Genomic DNA, 17,553 nt, shown 5'->3' on the forward strand with positions numbered 1-17,553 from the left:
AAATTTTAGCGGTAAAAAATATGCTAATATGATTGTTGTTGTTCCTAATTATGATGAACAAGAAAAAATTGTCGATTCATTAGACTCATATTTTGAAAAGTTTAATGCTCTAAAAAAGAAGGTTTTATTATCGGTTGATCTTTTAAAGGAAAAACGAGCAGCCATAATATCAGCAGCAGTTAATGGCGAGTTAAATGCAAACTTATCATGAGAATTAAGACACTAGAGCTGACCAACGTGCGTGGTTTTACACATGCAAAGCTAGAGTTTCAACCTGGGTTTAACCTCATAGTGGGTATTAATGGAGTTGGTAAAACCACTGTTTTGGAAACTTTAAGAGTGTCCTTGACGCATATTCTTAAAGAAATCAAATCCCCAATTATAAAGAGTGAATCGTTTAAGAAATCAGACATCAATATTAACACCAATCAGCTACATGTAAACACCTCATTTAAGCTTGACGATAAAGATTATGATTTCATTTATTCTAAATCAGCAAAGAATTTTACCACAATAAGCACAGAGCAGAAGAAACGCACCAAGGAAAGTACCGCAAATATCAGAGAGGAAGGTATCACATTAGAAGATATCACTGAATTCAAACCCGAAATAAAAAGAACCAGTAAGATCCCGGAATTGGGTTTGTTTTTCTCAACAAGGAGATCCTTATTAGTCAGTCAAACTTCTAAAGCTGTAAAGTCTGGACTTCTTTATGCTGCTGCCTATGTTGATGCCTTGTCTGAAACCAGAGCTTTCAATGTAAAAATGTTTGCAGAATGGTTTAAAGTAAGAAAAGAATTAGCGAAAGGTACTCCGAACCACACGAAAATTATAAAATTGATCGAACAGACCATTTATACATTTTTACCCGGTTTTTCTGATCTAGATTTAGTAGAAGATGAAATCTCAAAAGAACTGACCTTTTACATTACCAAATCTAATAAGGTCTTAAATTTTAATCAGCTTTCAGATGGCGAGAGGGGCGTGTTAGCATTGGTATTTGATATTGCAAGGAGGTTGATTATTGCCAATATGCATAGCGATAGGCCTTTAGAAGGAGAGGCGGTTATTTTGATTGATGAACTTGATTTGCATCTGCACCCCAAATGGCAAAGAACGATAGTCAGCGATTTAACGAGGACTTTCCCTAATTGCCAGTTTATTGCCACTACGCATTCACCTCAGATTATAGGTGAGGTCAATCCTAAAGCCATTAATATTATTGATAAGAATTATGAAGAAGAAGTTTATAAACCTAATGTAGCTTTTGGATTAGATGCGCAAAGAGTTTTGGAAGAATTATTAGACGCTCCAATTAGGAATGTTGACATTAATAAAAAGTTTATTGAGCTAAGTAAATCCGTTGATGATGAAAAGTTTGAAGATGCTAAAAAGCTAATATCAGAACTAAAACAAATATTGGGAGAACATGATCCAGAGCTTATTCGAACTAATTCAATGATCCAATTTTTGGAAGAAGATTTAGAGGATGAAAAAGATAGTTAAGGGAAATGAACCCAGATCGTTAACTCAACATCGTAATTCGGAACATTCAAATTATAACAATTATGCGGAAAAAGACGATCTGAGAAATTCTTTAGTTAGAGATCAAAGAGGGATTTGTTGCTATTGTATGGGAAGAATTGAAGCAACAGAGGCAAAAATGAAAATTGAACATTTTCTATCTCAGTCTTTGCATCCAGATAAAGAATTAGAATATAACAATCTATTTGGAGCCTGTTTGGGAAATATGAAAGCAAATGCTGATGAACATTGTGACACATTCAAAAAAATAAAGAATTCCATTTTCATATGTGTTCATCCGGTATCATTCATTCAGATATTGAATATAAAAATGACGGTGAGATATTTTCAAATAATGGAATTCTAAATAGTGAGTTAAATGATGTCCTTAATTTGAACTATTCTGAACTAAAAAAGGCAAGAAAAAGCACTTTAAATGGATTTATAGATTTTTACCTTAAAGGAATTAGAGGCAAATTAAATAAGGAAAAATTAGTAAGATATAGAGATAAATGGGCAGGCGATTCGCATGTTGATCAACTCCAGCCTTATTGTATGATTGTGGTATATTATCTCGAAAAAAATAGCAAACTTATAAATAGGTTTTATGAGGAATACCCAAACCAAAGAAATAGCCTTTGAGAAAAGCATTGAGCAGGTAATGTTAGCCAATGGATATGTTTCATTAGCCAGTTCTGCTTACGATAAAGAAAAGGCAATATTTCCTGAAACACTTATTTCCTTTATTCAAGTTACGCAACCTAAAGTATGGGCTAAACTGCATTCTATTTTAGGAGATAATACTGCCAATCAAATTATCTATGACCTCACCAAATGGATCGAACTAAATGGTATTCTTTCAACGCTTCGTCACGGGTTTAAATGTTATGGTAAGCAATTACAATTAGCATATTTCAAACCCTCTCATTCCATGAATGCAGAAGTGTTGGAACGCTATGGTCAGAACATTTTAGGAATTACCAGACAGTTATATTATAGCTCTCGCAATCTTAATTCAATAGATGTTGTTTTAAGTGTAAACGGTATTCCACTCATTACCCTAGAGCTTAAAAATCAATTATCACATCAGAATATCAATCATGCCAAATACCAGTATAGTCATGATCGTGATCCACGTGAACTAATTTTCGAGTTCAAGAAAAGAACCTTGGTGCATTTTGCAGTAGATACTGATCTGGTAGAAATGACAACACGGTTGGCCAAAGAAGCAACCTATTTTCTTCCATTTAACAAAGGTAATGAAGGTGGTGCAGGCAATCCGGTAGATGAGGAAGGATTGAGTTACAAGACAGCTTACCTCTGGAAAGAAGTACTGCAAAAAGATAGTTTAATGGACATCCTGGGGAAATTCATTCACCTACAAATTGATGAAAGGTTTACCGAAGAAGGAAGAAAGGTGAAAAAGGAAACCATGATTTTTCCGCGATATCACCAATTACAGGCTGTTCGAAAGATGATAAATACATCATTGTCAGATGAAGTTGGTACCAATTACTTGATTGAACATTCTGCAGGTAGTGGAAAAAGTAATACTATCGCATGGGTAGCGCATCGCCTATCTTCCTTACACAAAGCAGATAATACCAAATTATTTGACTCAGTTGTAGTAATTACTGATCGTGTGGTTTTGGATCGTCAATTACAGGATACAATCTACCAATTTGAGCATAAAAGAGGTGTAGTTTTAAAAATAGATAAAGATTCAAAGCAATTAGCAGAAGCTTTGGAGAACTCAGTACCAATTGTCATTACCACCTTACAAAAATTCCCATTCGTTACGGAACAACTTCGAAAACTTGCAGAGGAACGAGGCGAAGAATCCAAAGGATTATTAAAAACCAGAAATTACGCCATTTTAGTAGATGAAGCCCATAGTTCACAATCAGGCGAAACTGCGGCTGATTTAAAAGAGGTTCTTGGAGGTGAAGATCTAGCCCTTGAAGCAGCTACAAAAGCAGGCGAAGAAGGAGAAGTGACTTTGGAACTTTTGTATCGGAATATGGCGAAAAGAGGAAAGCAGAAAAATATAAGCTTTTTTGCTTTCACAGCTACACCCAAACACAAAACCATTAAGCTGTTTTCTACTAATGGAGAGCCTCTTCATAGATACACCATGCGACAGGCTATCGAGGAAGGGTTCATTTTGGATGTATTACAGAACTATACTTCCTATGCTACATTTTATAAACTAGTAAAAGCATCTGAAGATGATCCAAAGGTTGAGCGAAAAAAGCAGCAAAGGCTTTGGGTCGTTTTATGCGATTGCATCCACACAATATTGCACAGAAAACCGAAATTATGGTAGAACATTTCTATCAGTCTACTAGGCATAAAATAGGGGGAAGGCAAAAGCAATGGTTGTTACTGGGTCAAGGTTAGAGGCAGTTCGATACAAGCAAAGCTTTGACAAACTAATTAAGGACAAAGGATATAAAATTAAATCTTTGGTAGCTTTTTCAGGAGAGGTAATCGATGATAAAATCCCTGAAATGACCTATACAGAAGTTGGGATGAATAATGGTATTAGAGAAAAAGATCTTCCCGAAAAATTTACCACATCAGAATATCATATTCTTTTAGTGGCAGAAAAATACCAGACTGGTTTTGACCAACCTTTATTGCATACAATGTATGTGGATAAAAGATTATCAGGTATTCAAGCAGTTCAGACCTTGTCACGATTAAATCGAACGCATCCCTTAAAAGAAGATACGTTTGTATTAGATTTTGTAAATGATCGCGATGAAATTCAAGCTGCTTTTAAAACCTATTACGATGGCGCTGTGCTTGGTCAAGAGGCAGATCCTAACAATATGTATCGTATTCAACAGGAATTGCTGTTAGCTGATATATATACAACAGATGATATTGACGTTTTTACAGCTATCTATTTTAAATCAAGAGAGAAACAAAGTCACAAGGATCATGAGGAGATAAATCATATTTTGGATGTTCCTGTTGAAAGATTCAGGCAATTTTTACAGGATAATGAGGAAGAGGCTGAGTTATGGAGAGGGAAAATTACGGCATTCAAAAATCTCTATGCTTTCTTAAGCCAAATTATTCCCTATCAGGATACCGACCTTGAAAAACTCTTTATTTTTCTGCGGCATTTATCGAGTAAACTGCCTAAACGGAAAACAGGACCAAATTATAACTTTGATGATTCAGTTCGATTGGAATACTATCGATTGCAAAAAATAAGTGAAGGTTCTATAAGTCTAAATAGTAAAGAATATAAATTAGATGGTCCAACAGATGTCGGAACAGGAATAGTAAGAGAACCCGAAGTTCCGTTTTCTCGAATAATTGATGTTGTCAATAATCGATTTGGAACTGAATTTAACCAAGCAGATCAATATTTCTTTGATCAGATAATAGAGACAGCTATAGTAGATGAGGATATTATTCAAGCCGCTCAATCAAATTCTCCTGATAAGTTCACCTTAATGTTTAAAAGTATTCTACAACAACTCTTCATTGAGCGAATAGATCAGAATGAAGATATTTTCGCTCGATTTATGGAGGAAAAAGACTTTAATAAAACCGTAACGGAACTCTTAGCAAAAGAGGCATTTAAGAAAATAATGGATAAGGAAACTAAAGAACTTTAATTATTTAGTTTAATAGTTCAACTTATTCTCAATTAAAGGTTTTGAGATCGAAATTGATTCGCTATTTACCAATGCAGAATTTGGAGAAGATATTTGCTAAAAGGTCATCCGTAGTAATCTCTCCAGTGATTTCTCCTAAGTAATGTAAGGAGCGACGGATATCCATGGCCACAAAATCATTGGTGATCTGGTTGTCTATTCCTTTCAAAATATCCAATAAAGAATCCCGAGTTTTGATTAAGGAATCGTAATGACGCACATTGGTCACGATGGTGTTTCCGGTTTTAAACTTATCCAGATTCACCAGCTCCAAGATTTTGGCTTTTAATTCTTCCAAGTTTTCCTTCTTTCCAGCAGAAATAAAAATGGTATCCGGATGTTTTGACTGGAGTTCAGAAATCAATTCCTGATTCGCCTTATCTATTTTATTGGCGATTTTCAGAAAGGGAACACCCAGATTTTCCAGCTTATTCACATCTCGGTTGATCTCTACCAAATCGGTATCTCCTAAGTCAAACAAATACAGAATCAAGGAAGCAGATTTCATTTTCTCTTGGGTTCGACTGACCCCAATGGCTTCTATGGTATCGGTGGTTTCTCTCAATCCAGCCGTATCGATGAATCGGAAGATCACGCCCCCAAATTGATTTCATCTTCGATAAAATCACGGGTAGTTCCGCTATATCTGAAACAATGGCCTTTTCTTCATTGAGTAGGGCATTCAATAGGGTGGACTTTCGGCATTGGGTTTCCCGGCAATTACCGTAGGAACCCCATTTTTGATGACATTTCCTAAGTCAAAGCTGAGGATCAATTCTTCGATCACTCTCAAGAGTCGCTCTACCAATTCCTGCAACTCAGTTCTACTTGCGAATTCCACATCTTCCTCCCCAAAATCGAGTTCCAATTCAATCATGGAGGCAAAATGAATCAGTTTTTCACGCAGCTGTTGAATTTCGCTGCTGAACCCTCCTCGCATTTGACTCAATGCAGCTTGATGGCTGCTTTCCGAATCGGCATGGATCAAATCTGCTACTGCTTCTGCTTGAGCCAGATCAAATTGCCCGTTTAAGAAGGCACGTTGAGTGAATTCTCCTGGTTTTGCTGGTCTTGCACCTTTCTTTAGGAAAAGCTTGATGACCTGATTGATGATGTAGGAAGATCCGTGGGTGGAGATTTCCACTACATTTTCCTTGGTAAATGATTTGGGTGCGATAAATAAGGAGACCAGCACCTCATCGATGATTTTGTCTCCATCCCGTATGGTTCCAAAATGGATGGTATGACTTTCCTGCTTTTCCAGGTTCTTTCCGAAAAAGACCTCATTGCAAAGTTTGATGGCGTCTTTGCCAGATAGTCGGATGACAGCAATGGCACCCACTCCTTGAGGGGTTGCTAAAGCAATGATGGTATCATTCCCTTCGGAAAGTGAAAAACTCATTGTCCTCTAAAACCTTTTTTGACGATGTATCCCAATCCTTCTAAAAATTGCTCCGGTTCTCTATAGCCTGGAAGCTGGGTGATATTTTTTAGGGTAGGGTCGATGATGACGAAATTCGGAAAAGAACGCACGCGCATTACCGCAGCCATTTCCGCTTCAGAATATTTTTTACCCATGAAATCAAAGGTGCGGTTATCATCCTCTGCATTTAATTTCACTGCGTAAAATTGATCGTTGACGTAATCAATGACGCTTGATCCTTAAAAGTCAAGGCATCCATTTTTTTGCACCATCCACACCAATCGGTGTACACGTCCACTAATAGCATTTTTGGGTTTTCTTGATTTGCTGCTACCGCGTCTTCAAATTTCATCCACTTGATCTCTTCCTGAGCCTGTGCGGCAAAGCCTAAGAATAAAATGAATGCGATTAGAACTATCTTTCTCATAATTGTTTGTCTTCGAGGGATAAACCATTCTTGCTCCTTGGAAGTTCAAATGTAAATTTAGGTCTTTTACCTTTAATTAGTACACTCGCCAAAAATAGGACACCAGAAACGGCTACCATCATTCCAGCAATTGAACTATCCACTAGGTAAGCAAGGTAATATCCTGATAGTGCAATAAAAATGCCTAATCCACAAGTAAGTTTGATCAATGGCATTAATTTTTTGGTCCATAGGAATGCAGTCGATGGTGGCACTACCAATAAAGCGACCACCAAAATGGCACCCACTGCTTCAAAACTGCTCACCGTAGTATACGATACCATGGACATTAAGGCCAGATTGACCGTTTTAGAAGGAAGTCCCATCACAGTACTGAAGTTTTCATCGAAGCTGGTCAGGGTTAATTCCTTAAATAATAAGGTGATAAAACCTCCCACCAAGGCTACATTGAGTACGGCGAGATAGGTGATTCTTGGCCCAAAATTAAATCCCGAATCAGAAATCCATAGGTCAATAGGGAGGTAAGCAATCTCTCCATAGAGCACACATTCCTGATCCAGGTCCACTTTGTAGGCAAGAAGGTTGATCAGGATGATCCCAATGGCAAAGAGTAGGGTAAAGGTGATTCCGATGGAGGCATCCAGCTGAACTCTTGCTTTCTGCCGCAGCCAGTCAATCACCAAGGTGGCCAAAATGCCCAGAATTCCTGCACCAATAATTACTTCTAGCCCTCGCTGACTTCCGGATATAAAAAAGCCAATGACAATCCCCGGTAAAACGGCATGGGAAATGGCATCTCCAGTCATAGACATTTTTCGGAGCATCATAAATACACCCAACAGACCACAGGAGATTGCTATCAAGGAAGCGGTGAAAATGATTAAGAATGCGTTTTGATCAAAGGTCATCATAGTCTCTTGGTATGTTTTCTTGATGAGGATCCAGTTTAGGAAAATTCATTTTTTTCTCCAGCAATGCTTCTACTTCAGGAGTCAGGATATGTTCCAGTTTTTCAGCCGTATCGTGCACATGATCCGGAGCAATATTCATGTACTCATTGAGGTATAATTCCCATAGTCTATGGAGCCTTACGATTCGTTTTGATTCTGATTTTCCTTCATTCGTCAATATGATAAGATTCTGATTTTTAGTAATTAAACCTTTTTTGATTAAATCATTGATTGACTGTTTGCTTTTTGTTTTTGGAAAGGAAAGCTCTCATAGATTTCTTCTATGGAGAGGTATTTTTTACCATTTTCCAAACCATGATGCAGGGCCTTTAATAAGTGGTCCCGATGGGTTTTGTTTAAGTAATTTTTCCGTGATATACTTCGGAAAAGCACCCCTTTCTTGGGTGCAAAAAGAAAGGAGATAAGTGCATGCAATGAGAGGCAGACTACCACCCAAGGTCCAGTAGGCATTTGTGGCAAAACGAATGAAATATAGGTTCCGATGATGCCGGAAATCACTGAAAATAGCCCTGCTATAAGCAGAAGCTTATGTAGCCGGTCTGTCCAGAATCTAGCCGCTGCGCCTGGGGTAATCAATAAAGCAGCCATCAATACCACGCCAATAGCCTGAATCCCTATTACGACTGCCAGTATCATTAACACATTAAATATTAAACGGATAGTGCCCATGGGGTAACCTATCGCTTTACCATAATCCGGATTAAAGACCAGAAGGCTAAATTCTTTTTGGAACAAGCTCAAGCTAATGATGATCAAAACCGCCAGTCCTCCATAGATGTAAAGGTCCTCTTCCAAAATGGCAATTGCGTTTCCGAAAATGAACTGGTTGAGCCCGGCCATTTCAGGATTTCCCGATTTCTGTATGACGGTGAGCAGTACAACCCCAAAGCCAAAGAATATGGATAGGATAGAGGCAATAGTGGCATCTTCCGACAATTTGGTGTTGGTTCTGATCCAGGAAGTAAGAAAGGTTGCCAAGGCTCCCGATAAGAAGGCGCCTCCTACAATAAAAATAGGGTCTTTCTCACCTGCTAAGATAAAGCCCAAACAAATCCCTGGAAGTACCGCATGGGAGATAGCATCCCCTAGCAACGCTTTTTTATCCATAAAGCTATAGGTCCCGACATAGGCTGAGCCTAAACCAAGCAAAGTAATCCCTATCACCACAAAGGCGATGGAGCTGTCCTGAAAAGTAAAAAAGTAGAGAAAATCTTCCATATCAGCTTTTCAATGGGTTGAAGTCTTTTTGTTTGATGAGATCTGTAACCTTGGTCAAAAGATTTAATTTTCCACCATAGGTTTTGCGTAAGAGTTCCTCGGACATCACATGTTCATTGGGACCTGAAGCGACCAAGTGAAGGTTCAGCATAATGATCCAATCAAAATAATTCATAGCAGAATGGATGTCATGATGCACTACGATTACGGTTTTGCCCTGTGCAGCCATTTCCTGTAATAAGTGGAAAATGGCTGTTTCCGTAGACATGTCCACTCCAGCAAATGGTTCGTCCATTAAATACAGATCTGCTTCCTGTGCCAAAGCTCTGGCAATAAAGACCCGTTGCTGCTGGCCTCCTGACAATTCCGATATTTGTCTATTGACAAAAGACATCATCCCTACTTTTTCAAGGCAGCTTAAGGCGATGTCTTTTTCTTTTTTCCTGGTCTTTTGAATAAACCTAATTTCCCATAGGTACCCATCATTACTACATCCAAGACAGATGCCGGGAAATTCCAGTCCACCGATTCTCGTTGGGGTACGTAACTTATTCTCGACCGAACCTGGTCCAGCGTTTCATTAAATACCTTGACATAGCCGCTGCTAGGAGTGACCAATCCCATGATCGCCTTGATCAAAGTGGACTTTCCGGCACCGTTTGGACCTAAAATTCCTATGAGCTTGCCGGAGGGTAAGCTTAAATCCACATTCCAGAGCACGGGGCTTTGGTCGTAGCTGACGATTAAATCATGGATTTCAAGAATTGGGTTATCTACTTGTGTGATCATGGGTTCAGGTTTTTATAAATGGTTTGTAGGTTTGATCTCACCATTCCTATATAGGTTCCGGCTGGAGTATCAGGAGCATCTAGGCTATCGGTAAATAAGGGGCCGGCCATTACAATTTGATGATTTTGGTTGGCACATCCAGCCACCACCGCTTCAATGGCTTTGGGGGAGATGGTCTGTTCGGCAAATACTGCGTGGATATTTCGGTCCACAATAAATTGAATTAAACCGGTCAGGTCCCGTAATCCTGGTTCACTTAAGGTGGAGAGTCCTTGTAGCCCTTTTACTTCCAATTGGTAGGATTTTCCAAAATATGCGAAAGCATCATGGGCCGTAATTAATGCCTGATTACTGGATTTTAATTGGTCTACTTTGACCTGGATTTCCTGATCCAATGTCTTCAATTCGTTCAGGTATTGTGCCGTGTTTTGTTCAATCTCCTGTTTCCATTCTGGTTTCCATGCCGCTAATGCTATTGAAGTATTATTTAAGGCGATGGACCAAATTTTCAGGTCAAACCAAATGTGGGGATCTACACTGTGTGCTTCAGGGCCTGATCTTAATAATAGTTCCTCAGGCAAATTTTCAGCCGCATTGATCAGGTTTTGACTATAAGAAAGTTTTTCAAAAATCTCGGTCATTTTTCCTTCCAGAAATAAACCGTGATAGACGACCATATCTGCCTCTTGGAGTAAGTCCAGGTCTCTGACTGAAGCCTTGTATAAATGGGGGTCTACCCCAGCAGGCATCAATGCTCTGACATCCGCTTTGTCTCCTAACATATTTCGAATACCATCTGCCAAAATACTGGTGGTGGCTACTACCAGGGGTTTTTGACGTTGGGTTTTATCTTCCCTTTTACAAGAGAGGAGGCCGATCGAGAGCAGTATCAGAAATAGGATTTTTCTCATGATTGAATAGCCAAAATATTTGCTGCTACATCCTTGGACATAAAGAGTGTTTTTTTCTGATCGACCAGAATTTCCAGAGAACCATCAAACTCTACTTTGTCCAAAATTTTGATTCGTGCACCGATGTATGCACCAACTTTATCCAAGTATCTAAGGAAAGCTGCAGAGCTGTCTTTCACAGCTACAATTTGTCCGGTTTGATCTATGTCCATTTCATTCAAGGCAACTCTTGGTCTAGCTCTTACATCACCATATTCATCAGGGATAGGATCTCCATGTGGGTCGAATTTGGGATAGTTCAAATAAGCATCCAATCGCTGGATGAGTAGGGGGATTGAATGTGTTCGAGTTCCTCTGCTACCTCATGAACTTCATCCCAGGCGAACTGCAATTTGTCCACCAAGAACACTTCCCAGAGACGATGTTTCCGGATGGTTTGGAGGGCTCGTTTTTTTCCTTCTTCGGTGATGTTTACTCCATAATACTTTCTGTATTCAATGACTTCCTTGTCTCCTAGTTTTCTAAGCATATCGCTGACGGAGGCAGGCTTGGTTTTCATCTCTGCTGCGACATCATTGGTGGACACACTCTTTTTCCACCGTCAGACAGGTGGTAGATCGCCTTCAAATAATTCTCTTCAGCTGTTGTCATATTCATAGTACTCCAAATTATCTAAGGTAAAGGTAAAAAATAATTTAGATATAGCTAAATAAATATTTGATAATGTCTAAATCGACTGTGGATAAGCCATTTTTTAATGTGATTATCAGTTTAGATTAATCTAAAAAATAATTTAGTCTGTGGGAATAAAAAATATAAGCTATTGAAAAATAGCTGATTAATATTTATTGAAAGTAAGGAAAAGGCAATTTTCTGCGGAAAGACTGGAGAAAAAGGAGTTTCCATTTCGCTTAAATTAGTGTAATCGGAAGTGGTGGAGTGGATAACTTTTGTGGATATCCACAAGAGATTAGAATGATAGAAGTTGCTCGAGGGTGGAAAGCATTTGTCCTTCTTGGGAACTCCAAAGGACTTCTTCTCCTGGTTGATTTATAAAAAACGGGTTTTTTATTGCAGCTAAAAATTGAGCGATGGCTACATCCATGCTATCAAAATCTAGTTGAACCCCTCCTTGATATTGATCTATAAAAGCTTTCCATTTTTCATTGGGACTGATCAACACAGGGGTGTGCAATGCCATTGCTTCAAAAATTTTGGTGGGCATTTTGGAAGAGATCGCTTCATGGGATTGATAAGGCAACAAACAAAAATCTGCCGCACTGATTTCCTCTAAAATCTCTTCATGATCTACCGGAGTATCGGTTATTTTCAAGTGGATTCCCGGGTGGGATCCCACTTCTATTTCCAGTTTTTTCCGGAAGCTTGGTAAGGGGATGTGACCGATAATTATAAGCCTTGAATTTGGGAAGACTTCTTGGATTTGTTTGAAGAATTGAATCCCTTGAATGGTTCCAAAAGCTGGTGTGATCGTTCCTGAGATCAGGAATTGAAATTCTCTTTTTTCGGAGTAATCCAACCGGGATCCAGAGACTAGGTTTCCTGCGAACTTATTCTCCAAAATTAAGAAGGGTTTCTTTTCCGGCATTTGTGGGACATAGCATGCTTCTGCTAAAAAGTAACAATCCACCCCTTTTATGGATTCTAAATTTTGTATTATTCTAAGAGCATTTGAACGCTGGTAATTGGATAAATCGGGGTTTAAATTTAGGTTTAGCGCATAGTTTTCCTGTACATCATAGATCAGTTTATATCCCAGTATTACTTTCAATAAAGCAGCGGTTGCCAGGTATTCATAGGTACAAACAATTAGGATTTTTGGACGGGTTTGGACCAAGGTTTTGAGAAATCTGAATTGTGAGAAAAATCTTTCCCAAGTTGAGTATCGGTTTGAAAGTGATGGGAAAAACCGGACTTCGGGTATACTTTCCTCGATTTTAGAGGAAAATCCTATGATGTTTAGGGTGTATTTGTTTGATTCGCGCAGTGAATTGCCGAGCTTTTCCCAAGCCCTCGTATCTTTGAGAGGTTTGAGGCTAGAAGCTATTAAAACGGGAATTTTTGAGGCTTTGCTTTGACCCATAAACGAAACTAATTAAAATAATGGAACTGAAAACCATCATCGAAAATGCTTGGGAAAACCGAGAACTATTAACGCAGAAAGAAACACAAATTGCTATAAAGACGGTTATTGCTGATTTGGATGCCGGACAAACCCGGGTAGCCGAACCAATGGAAGATGGAAGTTGGAAGGTAAATGACTGGGTAAAAAAGGCGGTGATTCTTTATTTCCCAATCCAAAAAATGCAGACTATTGAGGTTGGGCCTTTTGAATTTCATGATAAAATGGCATTGAAAACCAATTATGCCAAGCAAGGGGTTAGAGTGGTTCCTCATGCAGTAGCTCGATATGGTGCTTACTTGGCGAGTGGAGTAGTGATGATGCCAAGTTATGTTAATATTGGTGCATATGTGGACGGTGGCACGATGGTTGATACTTGGGCTACGGTAGGATCTTGTGCGCAGATCGGTAAAAATGTTCATTTAAGTGGTGGTGTAGGTATCGGAGGAGTTTTAGAGCCTGTTCAAGCAGCTCCCGTCATTATTGAAGACGGAGCATTTATCGGTTCCAGAGCGATCATTGTAGAGGGAGTCAGAGTATGTAAAGAGGCGGTAATTGGAGCTGGAGTTACATTGACAGCAAGTTCAAAAATTATTGACGTTACGGGTCCAGAACCTGTAGAATATAAAGGAATTGTTCCAGAAAGATCTGTGGTGATTCCAGGCTCACTTCCAAAAGAATTTGCAGCGGGTACTTATCATGTTCCTTGTGCAATTATCATTGGAAAGAGAAAAGCTTCTACCGATCTAAAGACATCACTGAATGATGCGCTAAGAGATAATAGTGTAGCAGTTTAAACCAACTAAAATGAAAAAGTTAAATCAAGTCCTTTTGATGGCGGCGTTGTCAGGGGTTTTATGGGCTTGTTCCAAACCGGATGAAAACCCGGGAGATCAGTATTTTAATTCAGGAAATTACGCGGAAGCTGTTTCTGAATATTCCGAAACTTTAAAGTTTAACCCCAATGATGTTCGAATGCTTTACAATAGAGGAAGAGCATACGAAGAACAGAATCAATTTGAAAATGCCAAAAATGATTTTGAAAAGGCATTGGAAATTGAACCCAATAATATTCAGGTATTATTGAGCTTGGCAAACCTGCATCATAAAGAGAAAAACTTCACCAATGCATTGCTTTATTCAAGTAGGGCAGAAGAGGTTCCCGGAGCCCCAGCGATGGCTTCTTTTATCAAAGCGAGAGCATTGCACCAAATGGGGAAATCCGAGGAGGCTTTGACTTCCTATGCGGATGCAATCAAAAGAGATAAAGATTTTGGTCAGGCTTATTACAATAGAGGCTTATTAAAAGTGGCTATTGGGAATATCGGGAGTTCTTGTGAGGATTTTCAATTAGCCAGGTCATTGGAATATCCAGGCGCTCAGGAAGCCATGGACAAGTATTGTAAATAAAAATAAAACCGGCTTAGGCCGGTTTTTTTATGTTCTTTTTTTTACGCTATTCCCATTTTCCTAGGAATGATCATGTGGTTCTTCAGCTTGATGATCGCATAAATTCTCAGATGCCAATCTTCCAGAACCTCCACAGGTCCTACAGGCGCTGACTTCTTTTAACGACCCCTCACAAACGGGACAAGTAAGTCTACCTTTTCCACTACAGCGCTCACACTCGAAATATTCCACAATATTGAAAATATTTCTTTTGGTTATCATACCCGTGCCGCCACATCTACTACAACCTACCACACCTTTGGCTTTGCAATAATCACAGTCCTGTTGGATTTCTTTATTGCCATCACAGGTGAAACATACTTTGTAGCGGTATCCTTTTCTATCACATAATTGGCAAGTTTGAATATCACGCAAGGGACCTTCTAATTTCTTTTGAAGTTCCTGGGCACCTTTGTAATGATCTCCTGTAAATCCTGACAGTTCTAAATACTTGTTCAGGAAATTCGCGGAGTTATCATATTGCCCTAAATGGTAAAGTGTTTCTGCAAAGTAATAGGGCATTTCCTCCGGAAGAGGTAATCCCGAGTCGATTAAGTTCCTGAATATGCCATTTGCAGTTTCATAATCACTTCGTTCAATAGCTGCCACTGCACTTTTCATCCAACTGTCCGTTTGTCCTAAATTCGGCCCAATTTGCGCCTTAGCGGTGAAACCCAAGGAAAGGAAAAGAGATAGGAAGAAAAAGATATAGGTGTAGAATGTTTTGGTATTCACTTTCGGATCTATCATTTAATACAGCAATAAAGATAGATCATTTGAAAAGTAAAAGTTAATCTTTACTAAGTGGTTTGGTAATGGTTTTTTATTGAAAATGGATTTTGTAAAATAAAAATTGTCTTTATTTTAGGCATGGAATAGAGTTTAGCATTATGTATTGCTTTAACTACCTATTTTCATATAATTTTAGTTTTATTGATTTAACAATTTAATCCAAACGATTATGGCAAAACCAATCACAATGATTGAAAGTATCGGTCCGGTAATGAAAGAAAAATTGGCGGCTGCAGGAGTTTCCTCAGTAGAGGGTTTATTGGAAAAAGGCGCTACGAAAGCAGGAAGAAAAGCAATTGCCGATGCATCTGGAATCGCCGAAGGTAAAATTTTGGATTGGGTAAATATGGCTGACCTATTTAGAATAGATGGAGTAGGAAGTCAATTCGCCGAATTATTGAAAGCTGCAGGAGTAGATACGGTGAAGGAACTCAGAAACAGAAACCCTGAAAACCTACATGCAGCTTTGGTGAAAACCCAAGAGGAAAAAGGCCTGACAAGAGCTGTGCCTGCAGCCTCTCAAGTAGCCAAATATGTGGAGCATGCTAAAACGCTAGAGCCAATAGTCACCTACTAAGTTTTTTAACAACTTGATCTTATAGAAAACCTTTTTGCTGATCGCATCAAGGTTTTTTTGTAGTTTAGAACCCTAATCTTATCTCCCATGAGTAAAACTGAAGCATTTAAAAAGCTCCTTGCTGAAGGTCAGGTCTATAAAAAGATTTCATTGTTTTAGGTACAGGTATTTTAGATGGATATCCTGTTCCTCATGCTCAGGTAAAGGTTCCTTTAAAAACCATGAACAGACATGGATTGATTGCAGGGGCTACGGGTACTGGGAAGACGAAGACTTTGCAAGTGATTTCCGAGCAACTTTCACTCAAAGGAGTACCTTCTGTGGTCATGGACCTGAAAGGAGATCTTTCTGGATTGGCACAACCAGGGCAATTGAATGATTTTATTCAAAAGCGTTCTGATGTAATTGGAGTAGACTACCAACCCAGTGGGGTACCAGTGGAATTAATGTCCATTTCAGAAGAAAAAGGAGTAAAATTAAAGGCTACCGTGTCTGAATTTGGACCGGTATTGATTTCCCAGATTTTGGATCTAAATGATACACAGCAAGGAGTAATCGCCGTAGTTTTTCGCTATTGCGATATGAATTTGCTGCCTCTGGTGGATTTGAAGGATCTGAAAAGGGTACTTCAATTCATTTCGAATGAGGGAAAAGAGATCATTAAGAAAGAATTTGGACAAGTTTCATCGGCTTCGGTGAATACCATCATGCGTAAAATCATTGAATTGGAGCAACAAGGAGCAGAACGGTTCTTTGGGGAACGATCCTTTGAGGTTCAGGACTTTGTAAGGCAAAAAGATGGGAAAGGCGTGGTGTCCGTGATTCGATTGACTGACATTCAGAGCACACCAAAATTGTTTTCCACCTTTATGCTGAGCTTGCTTTCCGAAATTTATGAAACCTTCCCGAACAAGGAGATGCAGACCAACCAAAACTCTGCCTGTTTATCGATGAAGCCCATTTGGTATTTTCTACTGCTTCAAAGGATCTGTTGGAAAAAATCGAGGCCATCGTAAAGCTGATCCGTTCCAAAGGGGTAGGGGTGTATTTTTGTACTCAAACTCCTACCGATGTTCCCGAAAGCATCTTGGGTCAATTGGGACTTAAAGTGCAACATGCTCTAAGGGCATTTACTGCGAAGGACCGAAAAGCCATTACCAAAACCGCAGAAAATTACCCGGATTCCGAGTTTTACGACACCGCGAAAGTGCTCACCCAGATGGGGATTGGGGAAGCATTGATTACTGCTTTAAATGAAAAAGGAATTCCTACTCCTTTGGCTCAAACCTTAGTGAGAGCCCCTATTTCCAGAATGGATATTCTTACCAACCATGAAATAGATGACTTGGTCAGTCAATCTGATTTAGTCAAGAAATACAATGAAGACATGGACCGGGAAAGTGCGTTTGAAATGCTGGAAGATAAATTGAATCAAGTGGAGAAAGAGCAAGAAAAAGCCACACTTCCGAAGCCTGCAATTCCCAAACCCAGACCCAGGGCGAAAGAAGAAGAATCTCTATTTGAGGAATTGAGCAAGAACACCATGGTAAGGCAGTTAGGAAGGAACCATATTCCGGGAATTGACCCGTGGAATCTTAGGTTCATTTACTGGTAGAAGAAGGTAGTTGTAAGTTGCTTATATTTAATTTGTTATAGAT

At 39.1% G+C, this 17,553-nt stretch carries 17 protein-coding genes and 4 pseudogenes; 10 read left to right on the forward strand and 11 right to left on the reverse strand.

Features of this window, described 5'->3' with window-relative positions; translation table 11 throughout:
* Positions 1 to 28 precede the first annotated feature (28 nt).
* The 6 genes from V8V91_RS01035 to V8V91_RS01060 are packed head-to-tail and all read left to right on the forward strand — an operon-like array spanning position 29 to position 5,159.
* Complete coding sequence (locus V8V91_RS01035; protein WP_373398380.1) at positions 29 to 211, forward strand: hypothetical protein; 183 nt, start codon at positions 29 to 31, stop codon at positions 209 to 211.
* Positions 208 to 1,506 (forward strand): AAA family ATPase, encoded by a 1,299-nt coding sequence (locus V8V91_RS01040; RefSeq protein ID WP_373398381.1) that lies wholly within the window; start codon positions 208 to 210, stop codon positions 1,504 to 1,506. Before V8V91_RS01035 ends, V8V91_RS01040 begins: the two co-directional genes overlap by 4 nt.
* On the forward strand, positions 1,490 to 1,891 hold the full coding sequence (locus V8V91_RS01045; protein ID WP_373398382.1) for a retron system putative HNH endonuclease: 402 nt from the start codon (positions 1,490 to 1,492) through the stop codon (positions 1,889 to 1,891). Before V8V91_RS01040 ends, V8V91_RS01045 begins: the two co-directional genes overlap by 17 nt.
* On the forward strand, positions 1,813 to 2,166 hold the full coding sequence (locus tag V8V91_RS01050; RefSeq protein ID WP_373400868.1) for a hypothetical protein: 354 nt from the start codon (positions 1,813 to 1,815) through the stop codon (positions 2,164 to 2,166). The genes V8V91_RS01045 and V8V91_RS01050 overlap by 79 nt, the downstream gene beginning before the upstream one ends.
* Positions 2,132 to 3,850: a DEAD/DEAH box helicase family protein gene (locus V8V91_RS01055; RefSeq protein ID WP_373398383.1), complete on the forward strand. Its 1,719-nt coding sequence runs from the start codon at positions 2,132 to 2,134 to the stop codon at positions 3,848 to 3,850. The genes V8V91_RS01050 and V8V91_RS01055 overlap by 35 nt, the downstream gene beginning before the upstream one ends.
* Positions 3,851 to 3,899: 49 nt before the next feature.
* Positions 3,900 to 5,159 carry a hypothetical protein gene (locus tag V8V91_RS01060; RefSeq protein WP_373398384.1) on the forward strand — a complete coding sequence of 420 codons (1,260 nt, stop codon included), beginning with the start codon at positions 3,900 to 3,902 and terminating at the stop codon, positions 5,157 to 5,159.
* Positions 5,160 to 5,220: 61 nt separating this feature from the next.
* On the opposite strand, the pseudogene mnmE reads toward V8V91_RS01060, so the two are convergent.
* The 10 genes and pseudogenes from mnmE to V8V91_RS01110 all read right to left on the reverse strand — a co-directional run bounded on the left by mnmE (position 5,221) and on the right by V8V91_RS01110 (position 12,792).
* A pseudogene (gene mnmE, locus V8V91_RS01065) lies at positions 5,221 to 6,600 on the reverse strand (tRNA uridine-5-carboxymethylaminomethyl(34) synthesis GTPase MnmE).
* Positions 6,597 to 6,818, reverse strand: coding sequence for a hypothetical protein (locus V8V91_RS01070; protein ID WP_373398385.1), 222 nt, complete (start codon positions 6,816 to 6,818; stop codon positions 6,597 to 6,599). Before V8V91_RS01070 ends, mnmE begins: the two are co-directional and overlap by 4 nt.
* Positions 6,815 to 7,048 carry a thioredoxin family protein gene (locus tag V8V91_RS01075; RefSeq protein ID WP_373398386.1) on the reverse strand — a complete coding sequence of 78 codons (234 nt, stop codon included), beginning with the start codon at positions 7,046 to 7,048 and terminating at the stop codon, positions 6,815 to 6,817. Before V8V91_RS01075 ends, V8V91_RS01070 begins: the two co-directional genes overlap by 4 nt.
* Positions 7,045 to 7,959 carry a metal ABC transporter permease gene (locus tag V8V91_RS01080; protein ID WP_373398387.1) on the reverse strand — a complete coding sequence of 305 codons (915 nt, stop codon included), beginning with the start codon at positions 7,957 to 7,959 and terminating at the stop codon, positions 7,045 to 7,047. The genes V8V91_RS01075 and V8V91_RS01080 overlap by 4 nt, the downstream gene beginning before the upstream one ends.
* The gene (locus tag V8V91_RS01085; RefSeq protein ID WP_373398388.1) at positions 7,946 to 8,176 is read right to left on the reverse strand and encodes a metal-dependent transcriptional regulator; all 231 of its coding nucleotides are present in this window, start codon (positions 8,174 to 8,176) and stop codon (positions 7,946 to 7,948) included. Before V8V91_RS01085 ends, V8V91_RS01080 begins: the two co-directional genes overlap by 14 nt.
* 41 nt (positions 8,177 to 8,217) lie before the next feature.
* Complete coding sequence (locus tag V8V91_RS01090) at positions 8,218 to 9,237, reverse strand: metal ABC transporter permease (RefSeq protein WP_373398389.1); 1,020 nt, start codon at positions 9,235 to 9,237, stop codon at positions 8,218 to 8,220.
* 1 nt (position 9,238) lies between these two features.
* A pseudogene (locus V8V91_RS01095) lies at positions 9,239 to 10,026 on the reverse strand (metal ABC transporter ATP-binding protein).
* Complete coding sequence (locus tag V8V91_RS01100; protein WP_373398390.1) at positions 10,023 to 10,937, reverse strand: metal ABC transporter solute-binding protein, Zn/Mn family; 915 nt, start codon at positions 10,935 to 10,937, stop codon at positions 10,023 to 10,025. Before V8V91_RS01100 ends, V8V91_RS01095 begins: the two are co-directional and overlap by 4 nt.
* A pseudogene (locus tag V8V91_RS01105) lies at positions 10,934 to 11,594 on the reverse strand (metal-dependent transcriptional regulator). Before V8V91_RS01105 ends, V8V91_RS01100 begins: the two are co-directional and overlap by 4 nt.
* A gap of 313 nt (positions 11,595 to 11,907) precedes the next feature.
* On the reverse strand, positions 11,908 to 12,792 hold the full coding sequence (locus tag V8V91_RS01110) for a glycosyltransferase (protein ID WP_373398391.1): 885 nt from the start codon (positions 12,790 to 12,792) through the stop codon (positions 11,908 to 11,910).
* A 266-nt stretch (positions 12,793 to 13,058) separates the two neighbouring features.
* Between V8V91_RS01110 and V8V91_RS01115 the strand changes: the two genes are divergently transcribed.
* Together V8V91_RS01115 and V8V91_RS01120 are read left to right on the forward strand one after the other, a co-directional pair.
* The gene (locus V8V91_RS01115; protein ID WP_205644273.1) at positions 13,059 to 13,874 is read left to right on the forward strand and encodes a 2,3,4,5-tetrahydropyridine-2,6-dicarboxylate N-succinyltransferase; all 816 of its coding nucleotides are present in this window, start codon (positions 13,059 to 13,061) and stop codon (positions 13,872 to 13,874) included.
* A 10-nt stretch (positions 13,875 to 13,884) separates the two neighbouring features.
* A complete protein-coding gene (locus V8V91_RS01120; protein WP_373398392.1) occupies positions 13,885 to 14,487 on the forward strand; it encodes a tetratricopeptide repeat protein in 603 nt (200 codons plus the stop codon).
* Between the two features lie 60 nt (positions 14,488 to 14,547).
* On the opposite strand, the gene V8V91_RS01125 is transcribed toward V8V91_RS01120, so the two are convergent.
* On the reverse strand, positions 14,548 to 15,276 hold the full coding sequence (locus V8V91_RS01125) for a molecular chaperone DnaJ (protein ID WP_373398393.1): 729 nt from the start codon (positions 15,274 to 15,276) through the stop codon (positions 14,548 to 14,550).
* 211 nt (positions 15,277 to 15,487) lie between these two features.
* On the opposite strand from V8V91_RS01125, the gene V8V91_RS01130 reads away from it, so the two are divergent.
* Together V8V91_RS01130 and V8V91_RS01135 are read left to right on the forward strand one after the other, a co-directional pair.
* A complete protein-coding gene (locus V8V91_RS01130; protein WP_074224004.1) occupies positions 15,488 to 15,895 on the forward strand; it encodes a DUF4332 domain-containing protein in 408 nt (135 codons plus the stop codon).
* A gap of 87 nt (positions 15,896 to 15,982) precedes the next feature.
* Positions 15,983 to 17,520 (forward strand): annotated as a pseudogene (locus V8V91_RS01135) (helicase HerA-like domain-containing protein).
* The last annotated feature ends 33 nt before the right edge of the window (positions 17,521 to 17,553 follow it).

This window comes from Algoriphagus halophilus (assembly GCF_041729275.1).
Classification (GTDB): Bacteria; Bacteroidota; Bacteroidia; order Cytophagales; family Cyclobacteriaceae; genus Algoriphagus; species Algoriphagus halophilus_A.